The 18371-nt window shown below is 35.9% G+C and carries 14 protein-coding genes, 1 other RNA gene and 2 pseudogenes; 9 read left to right on the top strand and 8 right to left on the bottom strand.

Features of this window, described 5'->3' with window-relative positions:
* Window positions 1–49 precede the first annotated feature (49 nt).
* From A3835_00540 to A3835_00530, 3 genes are all read right to left on the bottom strand, one after another.
* Complete coding sequence (locus A3835_00540; protein ID ORI10833.1) at window positions 50–1477, bottom strand: histidine kinase; 1428 nt, start codon at window positions 1475–1477, stop codon at window positions 50–52.
* A complete protein-coding gene (locus tag A3835_00535) occupies window positions 1467–2156 on the bottom strand; it encodes an NAD(P)H-flavin oxidoreductase (protein ORI10832.1) in 690 nt (229 codons plus the stop codon). The genes A3835_00540 and A3835_00535 overlap by 11 nt, the downstream gene beginning before the upstream one ends.
* A gap of 244 nt (window positions 2157–2400) precedes the next feature.
* Window positions 2401–3009, bottom strand: a complete 609-nt coding sequence (locus A3835_00530; GenBank protein ID ORI10831.1) for an orotate phosphoribosyltransferase — start codon at window positions 3007–3009, stop codon at window positions 2401–2403.
* A gap of 119 nt (window positions 3010–3128) precedes the next feature.
* Here A3835_00530 and A3835_00525 point away from each other — a divergent pair.
* From A3835_00525 to A3835_00515, 3 genes and pseudogenes are all read left to right on the top strand, one after another.
* Window positions 3129–4495: pseudogene (locus tag A3835_00525) on the top strand (sodium:proton antiporter).
* 120 nt (window positions 4496–4615) lie between these two features.
* Window positions 4616–7090, top strand: coding sequence for a flagellar hook protein FlgE (locus A3835_00520; protein ID ORI10879.1), 2475 nt, complete (start codon window positions 4616–4618; stop codon window positions 7088–7090).
* A gap of 118 nt (window positions 7091–7208) precedes the next feature.
* A complete protein-coding gene (locus tag A3835_00515) occupies window positions 7209–7838 on the top strand; it encodes an FAD-dependent thymidylate synthase (protein ID ORI10830.1) in 630 nt (209 codons plus the stop codon).
* A 54-nt stretch (window positions 7839–7892) separates the two neighbouring features.
* Here the strand turns inward: A3835_00515 and A3835_00510 are convergent, their stop codons facing one another.
* From A3835_00510 to A3835_00495, 4 genes are all read right to left on the bottom strand, one after another.
* Complete coding sequence (locus tag A3835_00510) at window positions 7893–8999, bottom strand: DNA modification methylase (GenBank protein ID ORI10829.1); 1107 nt, start codon at window positions 8997–8999, stop codon at window positions 7893–7895.
* A 1-nt stretch (window position 9000) separates the two neighbouring features.
* A complete protein-coding gene (locus A3835_00505) occupies window positions 9001–9516 on the bottom strand; it encodes an S-ribosylhomocysteinase (protein ID ORI10828.1) in 516 nt (171 codons plus the stop codon).
* Window positions 9517–9650: 134 nt separating this feature from the next.
* Complete coding sequence (locus A3835_00500) at window positions 9651–10340, bottom strand: sulfurase (GenBank protein ORI10827.1); 690 nt, start codon at window positions 10338–10340, stop codon at window positions 9651–9653.
* Between the two features lie 17 nt (window positions 10341–10357).
* Entirely contained in the window at window positions 10358–10831 is a 474-nt protein-coding gene (locus A3835_00495; GenBank protein ID ORI10826.1) for a crossover junction endodeoxyribonuclease RuvC, read from the bottom strand.
* Between the two features lie 128 nt (window positions 10832–10959).
* On the opposite strand from A3835_00495, the pseudogene A3835_00490 reads away from it, so the two are divergent.
* The 5 genes and pseudogenes from A3835_00490 (at window position 10960) to A3835_00470 (ending at window position 17725) form a co-directional block, all read left to right on the top strand.
* A pseudogene (locus A3835_00490) lies at window positions 10960–12269 on the top strand (chromosomal replication initiation protein DnaA).
* 154 nt (window positions 12270–12423) lie between these two features.
* Window positions 12424–13491: a DNA polymerase III subunit beta gene (locus A3835_00485; GenBank protein ID ORI10825.1), complete on the top strand. Its 1068-nt coding sequence runs from the start codon at window positions 12424–12426 to the stop codon at window positions 13489–13491.
* Between the two features lie 15 nt (window positions 13492–13506).
* Entirely contained in the window at window positions 13507–15816 is a 2310-nt protein-coding gene (locus A3835_00480) for a DNA gyrase subunit B (protein ORI10824.1), read from the top strand.
* A 71-nt stretch (window positions 15817–15887) separates the two neighbouring features.
* Window positions 15888–16490: a 7-cyano-7-deazaguanine reductase gene (locus A3835_00475; GenBank protein ORI10878.1), complete on the top strand. Its 603-nt coding sequence runs from the start codon at window positions 15888–15890 to the stop codon at window positions 16488–16490.
* Window positions 16490–17725, top strand: a complete 1236-nt coding sequence (locus A3835_00470; protein ID ORI10823.1) for a hydrolase — start codon at window positions 16490–16492, stop codon at window positions 17723–17725. Before A3835_00475 ends, A3835_00470 begins: the two co-directional genes overlap by 1 nt.
* Here A3835_00470 and ffs read toward each other — a convergent pair.
* Window positions 17712–17809: signal recognition particle sRNA small type (ffs, locus tag A3835_00465), an RNA gene on the bottom strand. The genes A3835_00470 and ffs overlap by 14 nt on opposite strands.
* Window positions 17810–17921: 112 nt before the next feature.
* Between ffs and A3835_00460 the strand changes: the two genes are divergently transcribed.
* Window positions 17922–18347 carry a hypothetical protein gene (locus tag A3835_00460; protein ID ORI10822.1) on the top strand — a complete coding sequence of 142 codons (426 nt, stop codon included), beginning with the start codon at window positions 17922–17924 and terminating at the stop codon, window positions 18345–18347.
* Window positions 18348–18371: the final 24 nt, after the last annotated feature.

The raw sequence follows: 18371 nt of genomic DNA, 5'->3' as shown, positions 1-18371 counted from the left end.
TGATAATACTAACACCAAAAAAGGGTAGAAAAGGGGGAATTTTAATAAATTATAAATTTTCGAAACTAATTGTAAATGTAATACTATTTTCATCTACGTTTCTAGCAAAGATTAGGGCGTTATTTTTACTAGCGATTAGCCGGCTCATATATAGGCCAAGCCCGCTACCAGACTCTTTTGTACTAAAGTGTGGCTCAAAGATAACCTTTAAAAACGAAGCTTTTATCGCTCCTGCATTATTTTGCACGCATAAATTTTTACGATTATCTTTTATAAAAGTATAAATTTTTATTACTCTTGGCTTTACATAGCTTTGTTTAAATGCATCTTTTGCGTTATTTATAATATTTATTAAAATTTGGATTATTTCATTAAAATTTGCAAAAATCGTAAAATTTTCTCTTATATCTATCTCTAGTTCAATTTGATATTTCTTAAGTGAGGCGTTTAGAATTTTTATAGTCTGATTTATAACTTCCTCTACGCTAAACTCCCTTTTTAAAGTATTTGGTTTAAAAAAGTTTTTAAAATCATCAACCGTTTCAGACATAAAATTTATCTGTTTGCTAGTCTCTTCTATAAACTCATAAATTTTTGCTTCATCAAGCTTTTTTCGCTCCTGATAGAGTTCTAAATTTATTAAAGCTGAGCTGATTTGAGCTAAAGGTTGCTTCCACTGATGTGAGATATTGCCTATCATCTCGCCCATTGAGGCTAGGCGGCTTTGATGTATCATTAGCTGCTCAGTCTGTCTTTTACTCTCTTCGCCACGCCTATGCATCTTATAAACAAGTAGCAAAAATATCCCAAATACAAAGGCTATCGCGCTCATTATGATGACAACCTCTTTTAAATGGTAAGAAAAAATGGCACGTAGTGGGATTTTAAAAGATAGCATTGCCATCATCTCACTTGCTTCAGAAATTTTTCCATTTGAAATTTCATAGCGATCCAACATCTGTTTTGGAGCACTTTCACTATTGTGACAGGCTAGGCAAGATGTATTTTGACTTCTTATAGGAAGTCCTACAAAAAATTGTGAGCCATTTTCATCTTTTATAATCTTTGAAAACTCACTAAATTTATTCTCTTTAAAGCCTCTTAATACCTGCGCTTCAAATTCATTTGGCTCATGAGCTTTGTTTAAAGGTGCCATAGCGACTAGTTTGTAGTCAAAGTCAAGATTGTATTTTTTCTTTTGGATATTATAAATTTCACGGCTTATATATGAAGATGAAAGCAATCTCTCGTCAAAAAAATCCTCTTTTATAATGCCATCATGCTTTAGCTGCTCTATTAGCGGACGCTGAACGCCTGCGATGTACTCTCTTACAGAATTTATACTCTCAAGCACATAATACGCCTCTTTTTTGGCATCTTTCATTGCAAGATTATTATAAAAATTTAAAACAAGTGCGGATATTAAGAGATAAACAAAGATAAAAACACCAACGATTAGCTGAAATTTATATTTCACAAAGGTAACCTACACCGTATAAATTTTTAATCACATCTTTGCCAAGCTTCCTTCTAAGCTCTTTTACGATCGTCTTTATCGCTTCTTTGCTTGGCTGCTCATACTCCCAAATATAATCAAAAATTTGTTCATAAGTTATAGTTTGATTTTTGTTGTTTAAAAAGTACTCTAAAAGTCTACTCTCACTCTTACTTAGATGAGAAATTTCACCATTTATATAAAGTACTTTTTTACCAAAATCGTATTCTAATTCATCATTTAGCCTAAGAGTCGGCTTGCGTCCAACAAGCTCTAAAGCAACGTCTTCTAGGGCTTTTATAAATGACTTTTTATCATATGGCTTTGCAAGATACCTTGTGATCTTTAACTCAACTGCTCTCCACAAATACTCTTGTTCGACGTGGCTTGATAAGATCACGATAGGAATTTTTTGATTTATAGTTCTTACTTTTTTAGCGATCTCTAGCCCATCGATATTTGGCACGCTTATATCAAGCACTAAAACATCATAAGCATCGCTCATCGCTAGCTCAAGTGCATCATAGCCATCTGTTACGCCATTTACCTCGGCAAAAAATAGTTCCAAAGAAGCACAAATATTTTTTAAAATCGCCTCTTCATCTTCAAGGCAAAGGACCTTTTTGTTTGATAAAACGTCTAAAATATCATATTCTTGCATAGCTTCATCTCGCTTTTTGAGTAGATATTATCACTTGGTAGCTTAAAAAATAAGATTATCTAAAAAATAATTCATACCAATATAAAAACAGATTATTTTTAAAAATTAAACTATAAATTTTTGTTGAAGTGATTTGAAGTCTTGATTAAAATTTTTCTATGAGTACTATTTTTGGATTTTTCTAAAAATTTTAGCTATCGATCAATTTTAAAAAAGAAAGATAGCTATATTTATAGTATAAATTTTAGTTGCCTCTGCTTCCAGGTTTGATCGCTTTGCTTCCATTTTTACAAAGTGGGCAATGCTCAGGCTCATAAATTTCAAACTCAAAATTTCCTAAAGCAAAAAATGGCTTATCGCTTGGCAGTTTTGCATTTGGTTTTGAGTCGTTGCCTAAATTTGCGACCTTACAAAAGCCACGATTCGCAAGTGCTGCAAAGCCAACTACCTCGCCACCAAGGCTCTCTATCACGTGTGCTGCTTCAAGTGCCGAGCCGCCAGTCGTGATGATATCCTCACAAATGATAAATTTCTCACCTTTTTTCACCTCAAAACCACGTCTAAGACTCATTACCTTTTCAACTCGCTCTGTAAATATAAAACGCTTCTTTGCTGCGCGAGCTAGCTCATAGCCAGCTAAAATTCCTCCAAGTGCAGGCGAGCAAACGCTATCAAATCTAATGCCAAATTTCTCTATCACACGGGCAAGCTCATCAGCTAGCTTTCCAGCCAAAGCTGGGTCTTCAAGCACCTTTGCACTTTGGAGATAAAACTGCGAGTGATTGCCACTGCTTAGCAAAAAATGTCCCTCTAAATACGCCCCAGCCTCTTTATAAATTTTCTCTAAATCCATCGTTTTTTCCTTTTAAAATTTACTCAAAATCTTAACACAAGCCCACTTAAGCCACTCTTTTTAAAATTTAATAAGCCACACATTTGTATAATCTCTCAACACTCACAAAAAGGACGCTCATGCTTATATTTAATCCTGTTGTTTTTAGCATTTTGGTAATGACGATACTTTGTCTATTGCGTTTTAACATTTTGCTTTCTATCCTTATCTCTGCTCTTGTTGCGGGAGTAATGTATAAGCATGGATTTAGTGGATTTGAAAGTGGCATTGCAGGTGGGATCGATAGTCTCTTTACAGCCCTAAAAGAGACTACACAAAGCCTCATAAGCGGTATGCAAGGCAATCTTGAAACATCGCTTAGTTATATTTTACTTGGTGCTTTAGCAGCCGCTATCGCAAATACAAATTTAACTGCTATCTTGATAAATGCTTTGAGTAAATTCCTTAGCTCAAATAAAGTGATTTTTATACTAACTATCGCATTTATAGCGTGCTTATCTCAAAATTTAATCCCAGTTCACATAGCTTTTATACCTATTTTAATCCCGCCGCTTCTTGCTATTATGAACAAAATGGGAATAGATAGACGTGCAGTGGCTTGTGCTTTGACATTTGGTCTTCAAGCACCTTATGTAAGCCTTAGCGTTGGCTTTGGTCTGCTTTTTCACAATATCTTAAAAAAAGAGCTAGCAAATAACGGCATAACAACATCTATTTCTGATATCTCTTCTGTTATGTGGATAGGTGGTGCTTCTATGCTTATCGGACTTATCCTTGCTATACTTTTTTATGGCAAAAAAAGAGCTTATAAAACTTCAAAATTTGAAAAAGAAGAGCTTGATGAGATCGAGCGCGCAAAAAGCCTTGAGATGACTAAAAAAGAGTGGGCGGTTTTAGCTGGTGCAGTTGTGGCTTTTGGTGTGCAAATTTATACTGAGCTGCTACCTCTTGGCGCACTACTTGGACTTTTGGTTATGGTCGTTTTTGGCGGAATAGAATACAAAAAAGTAGATAAGATCATGGACAATGGCCTTGCTATGATGGGATTTATCGCTTTTATCATGCTAGTTGCTGCAGGTTATGGCACTATCCTAAGAGAGAGTGGCGGAATAGACGAGCTTGTAAAATACGCTAGCTTGGTATCTGGTGGCAAGATAGGCGGAGCATTTTTGATGCTGCTTATCGGACTTCTCGTTACGATGGGCATAGGCACTAGCTTTGGCACGATACCTATCTTAGCCTCTATCTATGTGCCACTATGCGTTAGTCTTGGTTTTGGCGTACCAGCATCATCTTGTTAGTTGGTATAGCTGCGGCTCTAGGAGATGCTGGAAGTCCTGCAAGCGATAGCACACTTGGGCCAACAAGCGGTCTAAATGCTGATGGTGAGCACAACCACATATATGATACTTGTGTACCTACATTTGTATTTTTCAATATCCCACTTATCATCGGTGGCATAGTTGGAGCTATGATACTTGGATAAAATTTGGCGTTAATTACGCCAAAATTCTTTTTATTTCTTCTACTTTTTATCAATATAAATTTTGGAACATCTTTTGCTTTTGAAAAATATAAAAATTTAAAATGCAAAAAGGATAAGTCAATGATGAGATCACTTTGGTCTGGTGTTTCAGGCCTACAAGCCCACCAGATAGCCATGGACGTAGAAGGCAACAATATCGCAAACGTCAATACTTATGGTTATAAATACAACCGTGCAAATTTTGCTGATATACTAAGCCAAACTCCAAGAGTAGCTACCGCTCCACAAGGTCAGCTAGGCGGTCAAAATGCTATGCAAATAGGTCTAGGAACGACTATAAACTCAACTACAAGAATTTTCTCGCAAGGCACATTAACATCTACTGATAAGCAAACAGACCTTGCACTTCAAGGAAATGGTTTCTTTGTCGTATCTCCAGATGGCGGAACTACAAGATACTATACAAGAAATGGTGACTTTGTCCGTGATAAAGCTGGAAATTTTGTAAACAATAGCGGCTATGTCGTTCAAGGCTGGACAAGAGATGAAGAGACTGGCACTATTGACTCAACTGGACCGATAAAAAATATTGTGATAAAAGAGGGTCTTACTACTCCAGCAAGAGCGACAACAGAAGTAAAGATAAAAGGCAACCTTGACTCAGGCAATACCATAGGACAAAGAAGTACGCCTATTTATTCACTAGACTCAGTTGCTGGTGGACGTGACTATAACAATGACGGGATTTTAGATCCAAATGAAGTCCACAATGAAAATGATGTAAATAATGATCAGTTTTATACAAACTCAAGAAAAGAACAAAGCTTAACAGAGCGTGGCGTCGATCTTGGTGTTACATTTGATGAGCTTGGAAATGGTCTTGCTTTAAGAGATGGACAAGGTATCTGGGTGAGCTATGCAAATGCTAAAACTGAAAAATTTGAAATAGGAAGTAAATCACCAAATAATGTTGGTTCACTTACTAATAATGGAACTACAAAAAAATTAAATATAACATTAAATGGTGTAAATATAACCGGAGATGTAACAAACATAAGCGATGTTGCAGCTGCTATCAACGCTCAGTATAATAAAACTGGCGTTAGAGCTGAAATTTCAGAAGGTAATAAACTAACACTTATAAATAGAAATAACTCAGGTACTACAAAAGAGACAAAAAATATTCACTTAACTGTCAATACTGGTGATGAATTAGTAGCAGCAACGACAGCAATGGGAGTGGCAAATGGTGGTTTAAAAAATCGAGATATTATCACAGCTTATCAATATGTCTATACGAGCTCACAAACAACAGCAGTTCACGAATACAATGATGCGAAAGAAAGGCAAGTAACTACAACAGAAGATCTTCGTGCTGCTATGCAAAAAGATGCAAGGAGTTACGTTGACTACAATGGAGACGGTCAAATAAGAGTAAACTCAGCTGTACCTAATGCTATAAAACAAGCAACAGAAGCTCATAATATAACTCCGGGTACTGGTGGAGCAGCTATAGCTGATACAACATGCCAAACAGCTTATAATAATGCTTATAACGCTGCAACTGGTACTCCAGATGCAAAACACGCAGCTGGTATCGAAGCACTTAAAAAACTTGCTGATGATTTAAATGATGGCACAAAGATTACTGTAAATAAACTAGGTCAATTTCAACTAGAAAATCCATCAAATGAAGTAGCAGATCATGCACTTTATATGACAACAACTGGTCTTACAAAGCCAGCTCAAGGTACAAATAATTCGGCTATAAATGAAAATGTTAGACTTACAACTATTATGAAAGCACTTGATGGCGCACTAAGCCCGGGCCAAGCTCTAAGAGCAAGTGGAAAGATGATGATGTCAAGCCACGGCTCAACGGCAGAAATTTTTGACTCACTTGGTTCAAAACACACAGTTAGTATAAAATGGGCAAAAACGGGCACTACAACAGATGGTGGTACAGAGTGGAGCATGATTATCCAAGTACCAGAGCCAGCTAAGATAAACTACACAGGCGAAGGTCCGGATAATGTTATAACTGGAACAGCTAGATTTAACGCAAATGGCTCACTTGCAAGTTTCCATCCAGCAACGATAACATTTTCAGCTAACAACGGCTCACAAAGTGGTCAAAACATTAGTTTAAATTTTGGTCTGGGAACTGACTTTAACGGCTTAACAAGCTTTGATAAAGACTCATCAACTGAGTCAATCTCACAAGATGGCTACACAGGTGGCACTCTAAATGGCATAAAAATAGATGAGACTGGAACGATAATAGGCTCATTTTCAAATGGACAAAGCTTTGGCCTAGCTAAAGTAGCACTTGCTACCTTTACAAACAACGAAGGTCTTCAAAGCGAGGGTGGAAATGTCTTTTCACAAACTGCAAATTCAGGCGAAGCAGTCATCGGCGCAGCTGGTACTGGTGATAAAGGCACGATCGCAGCTTCAAAACTTGAAGCTAGTAACGTCGATCTAAGCCGTGCGCTAACAGATCTTATCGTAATCCAAAGAGGTTTCCAAGCAAACTCAAAAACGATCACAACAAGCGATGAGATGCTAAATACACTTCTTCAATTAAAACAATAATAACTAAGACTTTTACAAAAGGGAGCGTTTGCCTCCCTTTGAAATTTGTGCTTTAAATTTACAAATAAAATCAGCCTTATTTTTGTAAAATGTTAAAAAATTTTACAAAAGAGAAAAAATGCAAGTAACACTACTAAATCACACTCCACTAAATATCTGCTCTCACGCGATCCGAACATGCTGGCAAAGCTTTGAAAAAGGTGACAACGGCGGCGAAAAAGATGTTGAGCTAATAGATAGAGTAGGTAATAAATTTAAACACGCTTCAACACTAGAGCACCTATACTACAACTTCTACATCCAAGGTATCTCACGAGCATTACTTCAAGAGCTAGCTCGTCACCGCCTAGCAAGCCTAAGCGTCAAATCAACCCGCTACACGCTAAAAGAGCTAAAAAAAGAGGAAAAATTTGAAGTAGGGCAGTTTGAGCGTGCAGCTAAATTTATTGTACTAACAAATGACGAGCTAGTCGATAACGCAAGCATAAAAGCGCTTGAAAATTTACGTGAAATTTTAGCCTCAACTACAAAAAGCCTTGACATCGTCAAATACTGCTTGCCAGAGTGCTATAAAACTGAGCTTACATGGAGCATAAATGCTAGAAGCTTACAAAATTTCATCTCTTTAAGAAGCTCAAAATCAGCCCTTTGGGAGATAAGAAATTTAGCAAATGCTATCTACGATGTCTTACCTGAAGAACATAAATTTATCTTTGAGAAGTGTTTGCCAGATGATGAGCAAAACTAACATTTACGTTAGCGTGGTTTGTGATTTAGAAGTGATGAAACGAGCACGCTAAATTTACTTTTTTAAAACGTAAAGAAGCTCGTCTACGTGGATGTTTCTAGCTTTTAAATTTCTGCTGCCGCGGTAGGCATTGTATTTTTGACGAAGCAGATGAACCTTGCCAATCTGCTTTAAATTTCTATCAAACTCATCTTGGTTGATAAATCCCTCTGAGTTAAACGAAATGAGTACAAATTTTGCCTTTAAATTTTCTATCAACTCGAAAAATGCCTCGCTTGCAGATGATTTTTTATTAAAGACTGATCTGTTCCAGTCCTTTGTTATGCCTGAAACTTTTGAAATTTTACTTGGCTCCTCGTAGCTTGCGATGAGATTTAGCATGAAGTAGTTTGATCCGTATGGGTGCTGGTTATAGGGCGGATCAAGATAGACTAGATCAAGGTAGTCAAGCTCTTTTGCCAGTAAATTTGCATCCTTTTGATAGACCTCAAAAGGCACGTTAAAATTTGAGAAAATTGGCTTAGTCAAATTTATATCAGAAGTTATCCTTGATATGGCATTTTGCCCTCGTCCACCAAACTGACCGATACCCTCTTTATTTTTATGAAAACCTTTAAAAATTCCGCTTGTATTTGCATGCACGCTTGCATTATAAAGTAGTGGAGCTATGAAAAATTTTCTCATCTCCTCTGGCAACATCTCATCTATGAGCCTTCTTGCAGTGTCGATGAATTTAGCATTTTTTTTCGTGTAAAAGACCCGCTCGCCAAAAGCTATATTTTCATCATCTTGCGGGGCATAAAGCCTTGTTATAAAGCCCTCAGAAAGGCTCTTTTCTATCTCTTTTTCAAGCTTTTTTTGCCAGAAATTTATCTCATCTCTTAGCTCATTTGTGGCGTTTTGCAGGTAGCATGAGTTTGTGATGAAGCTATAAAGCTCCAAATCGTTTGCGACTAGAAATTCACTATTTTGTTTTAAAAACCTAGCCACCACGCCGCTTCCGCTAAAGAGATCGCAGCAGCTAAGCTTCTCTTTTTTAAGCTCGTCTTTTGCGTATTTTACGCCTCGCTCGATAAAGCCTAAAAGAGAGCGTTTGTTACCAAGATAGGTTAAAATTTGCTCTTTTAGATAGGCTTGATTTTCTTGTTTAGCTGGCTTCAAATCAGTGCTTTTTTAGTCCCATAGCATCAACGTCAAGCTTGATCTCGTCGTTGTTTATGATGACTAAGCCGTGATCAAGAATTTTCTTTGCTATGGCATGCGCCTCTTCAAGTGAGTGCATCTTATAAGTGCCGCATTGAAATTTATTTAGCTCTGGGATCTTATCTTGATCTTTGACTTCTAAGATATCTTTCATAGAAGCAAGCCATGCCTTTTTTACGGCTTCTTCGCTAGGTGCGCCAATGACACTCATATAAAAGCCAGTTCTACAGCCCATCGGCGAGATGTCTATGATCTCTACTCCATTGCCGTTTAGATGGTTTCTCATAAAGCCAGCAAATAGGTGCTCTAAAGTGTGAGTACCCTTTTCTGGCAAAATTTCTTCATTTGGCTTGCAAAATCTCAAGTCAAAAACACTGATATCATCGCCCTTTGGCGTTTTCATACTTTTTGCTAGTCTTACTCCTGGGGCTTGCATTTTTACGTGATCTACACAAAAACTATCAAGTAATGGCATATCTTCTCCTTTAAATTTTTGGTAATTCTAGCGTAAAAAATGTTTAAAATTTAAAGGCTCATGCAAAATTTCACATAAGCCTTGTAATATCTGAATGTTTGTGGGTATTAAAATAATAAAAATTTTACTTACTATTATAAATTTCTCATATATTCTGTACTATAAATACCTTGAATACGTCTTTCCATGTCACTATACCAACTTTTTGGAAGAGTAGTAAGAGAGTTAAATTTCTCTAGTAAATTTAAATTTTTACTTGGAGCGCAAAAAAGTCTATTTACTTCTAAAATGCTCATATAAACTGGATCTTTTTCTATAACTTCTATCACGTCGCCCACTTTGCACGATCCTGGTGTTATGACGCGGTAATACCAGCCAGTAAGGCCAGTTTCAAAGATGTGAGTAGCCATATTTTCATTGCCCCATCTTTTTGAGAGCTTAAAGCAAGGCTTTCTTGGCTGCGATACTTGAAGGACTAGTGAGCCGATTTTATGGATATCACCTACACAGACACTACTCTCATCAAGACCGTCAATGCATAAATTCTCACCCATCGCACCATAAGCCATGTTTTTTAATCCTAAAAAACTTTCCCAATCAGCATAGTTTGAAAACGAATTTGCAAATATAGCTTTTTCAGGGCCTCCATGGTGCTTTGTATCAGCGACACTATCACCCACAAAGCCAAGTTCATTTGCGAAAATTTCGCCATTTTGAGCTATTTTAAATATAGCTGAACTCCATGGTGTATTTAGCTTATCAGTCGCACTTTGCGAGCCATAGTTTTTCACCTCGCCAATTAGTAAAGCTTTTAATGTTGCCATCTTTTTCCTATCAAAATTTAGCTTATTCTTAAATTATTTGCGTGAGTTAGCGCGATCGCGATCGCATCAGTGATATCAAGCGGTTTTATATCTTTATTTATTCCTAAAATTTTCTTCACCATAAATGCCACTTGCTCTTTATCAGCTTTAGCCTTGCCAGTGACAGTTTTTTTTACCTGAAGTGGCGTATACTCGGCAAAATCACCATGAAGCTGTAAAATTTTAAGGCTAAGTGCTCCTCGAAACTGAGCGAGCTTTAAAACCGTTTTTGGATTGTAAGCAAAAAATATATCTTCAATCGCAACTTCGTCAAATTTATGGTTTTTAAAGATGAGATCAAGCCCCTCGCAAAGCTCGGTAATCTGATATTGAAGTGTGTTTGGTTTTATTTTTATGAGTCCTGCTTCAAGAAGAGTAGTTTTCAATTTATTTTTTTCAAGTATTGCATAACCACAATTCTTCGTACCTGGGTCGATTCCTAAAATTTTCATCACTATCTTTTCAATACTTTTTCACGACTTTTTCACGATGTGAAAAAGTTTGTTAGAGTTTAACAAAGGTTTTATTAAAATTAAGATAGTATCACTATAAAAATTCTCGAAATTTAAGGCATAAAAATTTGATAGCAGACGAAATTTTAGAAAATCTTTCAACACAAATTTCACCTGAAGAATACCAAAGTTATATCAAACAATTAAAATTTAACGAAAAGGCTTCAGACGATCATATTATCGTATTTACTGCACCAAATGAGTTGATGGCTAAATTTATAAATACAAGATATGCTGATAAAATCGCTCATCTATATGAAGTTAAAACAGGCATAAAACCAAATATAGAAATTTCATCTACTAAAAGTAGCAAGACATCAAAACAAAATCAAATAAATGTTAAGCAAATAAAAACACAAAGTAGCATTTTAAATCCAAGCTACACATTTGAAAATTTTGTCTGTGGAGCGTCAAATCAATACGCATTTTTAAGCGCAAAAGCAGCTGCTGAAAACCTGGTGTACTTTATAATCCACTTTTTATCTATGGCACGACGGGACTTGGCAAGACTCACTTACTCCAGTCAGTCGGAAATCACTGCCTAAATAAAGGAAAAACCGTTATTTGCGTGACTAGTGAACAATTTATGATAGATTTTACCAGTCATATAAATAACCACTCAATGCCAAAATTTCGTGAAAAATATAGAAACTGTGATGTTTTACTAATAGACGATGTACAGTTTCTTGGCAAAACTGATAAAATCCAAGAGGAATTTTTCAACACATATAATGAACTTTTAGCAAAAAATGGTCAAATAGTTATGACTTCAGATCGACCTCCAAAAACGCTAAAAGGCTTTGAAGATAGGATGATTTCAAGATTTGATAAAGCTTTTATGGCTGATATTACGCCGCCCGAACTTGATACAAAGATAGCCATCATCATCAAAAAATGTGAATTTGATAAAATCGATCTAAATAAAGAGGTTATAAACTACATAGCTACAAACATGGGAGATAATATCCGTGAGATCGAGGGAGCTATCATAAATTTAAATGTTTTTAAAACTCTTATGAAAGAAGAGATAACACTTGATCTTGCAAAAAGTATATTAAAAGATTTGATTAAAGAAAAACGTGAAAATATAAATTTCGATACTATCATCGAAATAGTTAGTAAAGAGCTAAATATCAAACAAAGTGATATAAAAAGCAAATCACGAGTTGCAAATATTGTAGAAGCTAGACGAATAATCATATATCTTGCAAAGATGCTCACTACAAATTCAATGCCACAAATTGCAAACTATTTTGGCATGAAAGATCACAGTGCCGTTAGTCATAATATTAAAAAGATAAATGAACTAATACAAACTAATGAAATTTTTAGTCTAAAAGTTACTGAATTAAAAAACAAAATTTTGACAAAAGGATAAAATACAATATGAAATTTGTGAATAAATGTGAAAAAGAAAATATAATTTTTCACATTTCAAATAGCTGTATTTCGGTGTTGAAAAGCACTTTTCACTTTTTAACATCACCTACTAAAACAAAAAAATTAAATTTAAAAATAGAAGGAAGTTTTTAATGAAAGTTTTAATAAACAAAAATATGCTTGAAAGCATAGTAACAAATACAAATCCATATCTTGAAAAAAGAGATCTTAGTGCTATAACTTCTCATATTTATATCTCAGCAAAAGATGGAGTTTTAAATATAAAAGCAACTGATCATGAGATAGGACTAGCATATAAGTTAAGTAATGTAAAAATCGTTGATCAAGGTTATGCAACTGCAAACGGTAAAAAACTACTTGACATTATAAAAAGTCTAAAAGACGAAGAAGTGATGTTAGAAACTGTAAATAACTATCTTTATATAAAACAAAAAAACTCAAAATACAAACTTCCAATGTATAAATTTGAAGATTTTCCAGAATTTCCAACGATTGAGGGTAAATCAAAATTTGATGTTGATGCTGTTATGTTAGGAAGAAGTTTAAAGAAAATTTTACCAAGCATTGATAGTAATAACCCAAAATTTGAACTAAATGGTGCTTTCCTTGATATTAAACAAGACTTTATAAATATCGTTGGTACTGATACAAGAAGACTTAGTGTATTTAAATTTCAAACACCAACTGAAAAGGAATTTTCACTTATAATCCCTAAAAAAGCTATCAATGAAATACAAAAACTATTTTTTGACAAGATAGAAATTTACTATGATGAAAATATCTTAATCGCTCAAAGCCAAAATTTTGAGTTTTTCACAAAACTTATAAATGGTAAATTTCCAGACTATGAGCGTGTCATACCAAAAGAAGTAAGAAAAAGACTTCAACTAAGTAGAGATAAGATGATAGAGGGTATAAAAACTATCTCAATGCTAAGTGATACAATGAAAATAACTTTTGCAAGAGACAACATAACATTTGAAAGTGTTATAGAAGATAACTCTGAAGCAAAAACTATGATTGATTATCAAACTGGCTTAGAAGATGAATTCTTTATAGGCATAAAAAATAGATACTTGCTTGATTTCTTAACTAGTATCGAAGATGAAAATTTTGAGCTTGGATTTAATGAAAGCTCGTTGGCATTTGTTGTAAGTTCAAAGGAACTAACAACAGTGATAATGCCGATAAATTTATAATATAAGGTCTAGGTTATGGAAAATAATTACGGCGCAGAAAATATTAAAGTACTAAAAGGACTTGAGGCAGTTAGAAAACGCCCAGGCATGTATATAGGCGATACAAACGTCAGTGGTCTTCACCATATGATCTACGAAGTCGTTGACAACTCTATCGACGAGGCAATGGCAGGATACTGCGATACTATCGATGTTGAGCTTACACGTGAGGGCTCAGCGATCATTAGCGATAATGGCCGTGGTATCCCAGTAGATATGCACCCAACTGAGAAAATTTCAGCTGCGACTGTTGTTTTAACTGTACTTCACGCTGGTGGTAAATTTGATAAGGACACTTATAAAGTTTCTGGCGGTCTTCACGGTGTTGGTGTATCTGTTGTAAATGCTCTTTCTAAAAAACTAGTCGTAAATATAAAACGAGATGGCAAGCTTCATAGACAAGAGTTTTCATGTGGTATCCCACAAAGTGATCTTGAAGTTATAAAGACTACAAACCGCACAGGTACGCAAGTCGAGTTTTGGCCAGATGATAGTATATTTGAAGTGACTGAATTTGATGATGAAATTTTAACAAAGAGATTTCGCGAGCTAGCATATCTAAACCCAAAGATAACTATAAATTTTAAAGATCAAAGAAACGGTAGAAGCGAGAGCTTTCACTATGAAGGCGGGTTAGAGAGCTTTGTAACTGATATGAACAAGGCAAATCCAGTCAGCAAAGCGGTCTCATTTAGCGGCGGCGAAGATGATGTGTTAGTTGATTTTGCCTTGCTTTACAACGACACTTATAGTGAAAATTTACTAAGCTTTGTAAATAACATCAAAACTCCAGATGGTGGTACACACGAAGCTGGATTTAGAGCGGGCCTTACAAGAGTTATCACAAACTACGTCTCAGCAAATGCTGCTGCACGTGAAAAAGATACAAAGATAACTGGCGAAGATATCCGCGAGGGACTTATCGCTGTTGTAAGTGTAAAAGTACCAGAGCCGCAGTTTGAGGGACAAACAAAGGGCAAACTAGGCTCAAGCTACGTAAAACCTATCGTTCAAAAGATGGTTTTTGACGTACTTACAAAGTATTTTGAAGAAAACCCTATCGAAGCAAGAGCTATAATGGAAAAAGCCCTAATGGCAGCTCGTGGTAGAGAAGCTGCTAAAAAAGCTAGGGATCTAACTCGCAAAAAAGAGAGCATGAGCGTAGGCACACTCCCTGGTAAGTTAGCTGATTGTCAGAGTAAAGACCCAGTTATCAGCGAGCTATACCTAGTGGAGGGCGACTCTGCGGGCGGTTCTGCAAAGCAAGGACGTGATAGAGTTTTTCAAGCGATATTGCCGCTAAAGGGTAAAATTCTAAATGTTGAAAAGGCAAGACTGGATAAAATTTTAAAATCTGATGAGATAAAAAATATGATAACAGCGCTAGGCTGCGGCATCGGAGATGAATTTGATGCTGAGAAGCTTAGATATCATAAGATTATCATCATGACCGATGCCGACGTTGATGGTAGTCACATACAGACGCTGCTTTTAACTTTCTTCTTTAGATTTTTAAATAAAGTTGTAGAAAACGGCCATATCTACCTAGCTCAACCGCCACTTTACCGTTATAAAAAAGGTAAGAAAGAAATTTATCTAAAAGATGAAAAGGCATTAAACGAATTTCTTATCGAAACTGGTATAGAAGGCGTTGACATAGAGGGGATTGGCAGTGCGGATCTCATCGACTTCTTAAAGATTGTTGCAGCTTATAGAAGCGTATTAAAAGAGCTTGAAAAACGCTTTAACGTCCTTTCAGTGATCCGCTATATGATAGAAAATCCAGACATCGTCTCAAAAAGCTACAATGAAATTTTTGAAATTTTAAGAGATTTCTTAAAAGCTGAGGGTCATAATATCCTAAACCACTACGTTAGCGAAGATGAGATTAGAATTTACGTCCAAACAGAGAGCGGCCTAGAAGAGCTTGTGGTAAATGAAAATTTATTCACAAACCCACTTTATGAAGAGGCGCTTTATATCAGTCAAAAGATAAAAGAGCGTGGCCTAGACTTGCATAGTGACGTTATAGATGTGCTTGATGAAGTAGAGAAAAATGCGAAAAAAGGTGCATACATCCAGCGCTATAAAGGTCTTGGTGAGATGAACCCTGAACAGCTTTGGGAGACTACGATGAACCCTGAGAACAGAAGACTTTTAAAAATTGATATAAACGACGCTATAAGTGCTTCTGACACGTTTAATCTCTTCATGGGCGATGAGGTCGAGCCAAGAAGAAACTACATCCAAGACCACGCAAAAGACGTTAAACACTTAGATATTTAAAAGGTGATCAAATTTAAATTTGATCTAATTAGCAAAAAAATAAAGGATAAAAAATGAGCGAAGAGCTAGAGATGAAATATGGCGAGAAAATTTTGAAAGAATTTGACGTAGAGAGTGACCTTGAGGTCTGGGAAAATAAGCAAACAAGGGACTATGTCATAAAGATCACTCTGCCTGAGTTTTGCTGCCTTTGCCCTCGCTCTGGTTATCCTGACTTTGCGACGATCTACCTTGAGTACATCCCAAATAAGCTAGTTGTTGAGCTAAAAGCGATAAAGCTTTATATAAATAGCTTTATGAACCGTAACATCAGCCATGAAGATAGTATAAATGAAATTTACTCTGTTTTAGAGAAAAAACTAGAGCCTAAATTTATGAAGATAGTTGGCGACTTCAACCCACGTGGAAATGTCCATACAGTTATCGAGATCAGCTCTGATTTAGTCGTAAAAAAACCAGCTGAGGAAAAAGATTTTACTCCAAAAAGTAGGGAGAGAAGCTTTAGTGACAAGCCACGCGAGAGACGAAGCACTAGTGATCGTGGCAATAGAGGCAGTAGAGATGATAAATTTAAAAAAGATGACAAACCAAGAAGAAGCTCAAACAAAGAGGGCTTTAGAAAGATAAGCTATGCCGATGATAAGAAGCCAAAAGTAGTCAAAAAGGATAAATAATGATAAGTGCTAAGCTTATAGAACATATCTTTAAAGCAGCATCTATATCACGTTGGAACGACTATCCAAAGATGGCAAATTTAGTCGAGCTTGATAAGCAGGCTCATAAATTTATCATCGCTTATTTCATAGCAAAACAAGAGCAAGACGCCGATATGAACTATATCATTGAGGCCGGAATTTTTGAGTTTTTAAGTAGGGTCGTAGTAACAGACATACGTCCAGACGTCTTTCATCACATCCAAAAGACAAAAAAAGAGCAGATAAATAGCTGGGTCTTAAACAACCTAGAGGAGCTGATCTCAGAGATCGAAGATGGCAAATTTTTAGAGAGATTTAAAAACCACTTTAAAAATGATAAAAAGCATGAAAAAGAGCGCCTGATCCTAAAAGCAGCCAGCTATCTTGCCACTAGATGGGAATTTTCTATCGTCTATCAAACGAGCCAGTTTTTAAGCGACATCGACGAGCTTAAAGCTAAGGTTGAAGAGGAGATGGAGGATTATTACGAGCTAATTGGCGTTAGAAAGATCGCTATGAATCAAAAATTAGCCCGCCTTGTTGATCTAAGTGGCAGGCTAAGGTTTCAAAAGCGCTGGGCACAAACGCCTCGTATCCCTGAAACTGCGGTCTTAGGACATATGCTAGTTGTTGCGATACTTAGCTATTTTTATTCACTCAAAGCAAAAGCTTGCAAAAAGCGTCTAGAAAATAACTTCTTTTGCGCACTATTTCACGACCTACCAGAGAGCCTCACAAGGGACATCATAAGCCCTGTAAAATACGGTGTAAAGGGGCTAAATGAGATCATCAGCGAGTATGAGATGAGGCTTATTGATGAGAGGATTTTGCCATTTGTACCGGAAAAGATCAAAGATGAGTTTAGCTACATCCTTGGCATCAGAAAAGATGGTGAAAAATTTATAAAAGATGAGTTTGAAAATAGAACTTACGAGCGTAAAATCATATGCCACGAAGGGACGATGGAGAACGTAAATGAGGATAAATTTAACCCGATCGATGGCAAAGCATTAAAATACTGCGACAAACTTTCAGCCTACATCGAAGCCGGAATTTCTATAAGCTACGGCGTCAAGTCAAAAGAGCTAACTGATGGCTTTAATAATATGTATAAATTTTTTAGCGAAAAACCTAAGATCGACGGAGTGGATTTTTTAGAAATTTGTGATGATTTTAATGAACATTTTGGTTTAGAAAGACCCCCTCTCAGATAACTGCGGCACACACTTAATACAAGTGCTCTGCTGTGTTCCCACCCTGAAGCGGTGCTCATAAAAAGCATTGCACAGGTCTAAGAAGGAGCTTCACAATCATACAGAAACTATACTTAAATTTTGTTTTATAGTTACATTTTTAAAAATTTAGCTTTAAAAGTATATAATCAGCCCAAATTTCATAAAAAGTAGAGTAATGTCTGGAAAGTTTAAACTTCGTTTTTTATCAGCTTTTAGAGATTTTTTTATCTATCATCACAAATCTTTAGAATTTCGTGCCAAAATTTTTGCCGCTATGATCTCTGCTAAATTTGACCCAGACGAAGATGATTTTTTTGTTTTAAACGACATTACAAATGAAATTTATGAAAATGACCAAACCAGAAAAGACTTTTTGATCCAAACTGTTAAAGAGTATGTAGCAAGAGTTAAAAGAAACGATAGGATCACACTTGATGCACTACTTTTAAGCATTGATAAAGACCTAAAAGATCACAAAAGATACGCCAAAAAGATAGATTTTTCTCACCTTCGTCGCTTGATGAGTGGCTGTGAGGAAGAAATTTTAGTTCAGCAAAGAGTTTATGAGTTTTTAATAAACGAAGTCAAACTCTATTCTTGAAATTATCATTCATTTTAAATTTTT

It is taken from the genome of Campylobacter concisus (assembly GCA_002092835.1).
In the GTDB taxonomy this organism is placed as follows: Bacteria; Campylobacterota; Campylobacteria; order Campylobacterales; family Campylobacteraceae; genus Campylobacter_A; species Campylobacter_A concisus_K.
The sequence above is the reverse complement of the archived record's forward strand: the minus strand, read 5'-3'. Positions and strand labels throughout refer to the sequence as shown.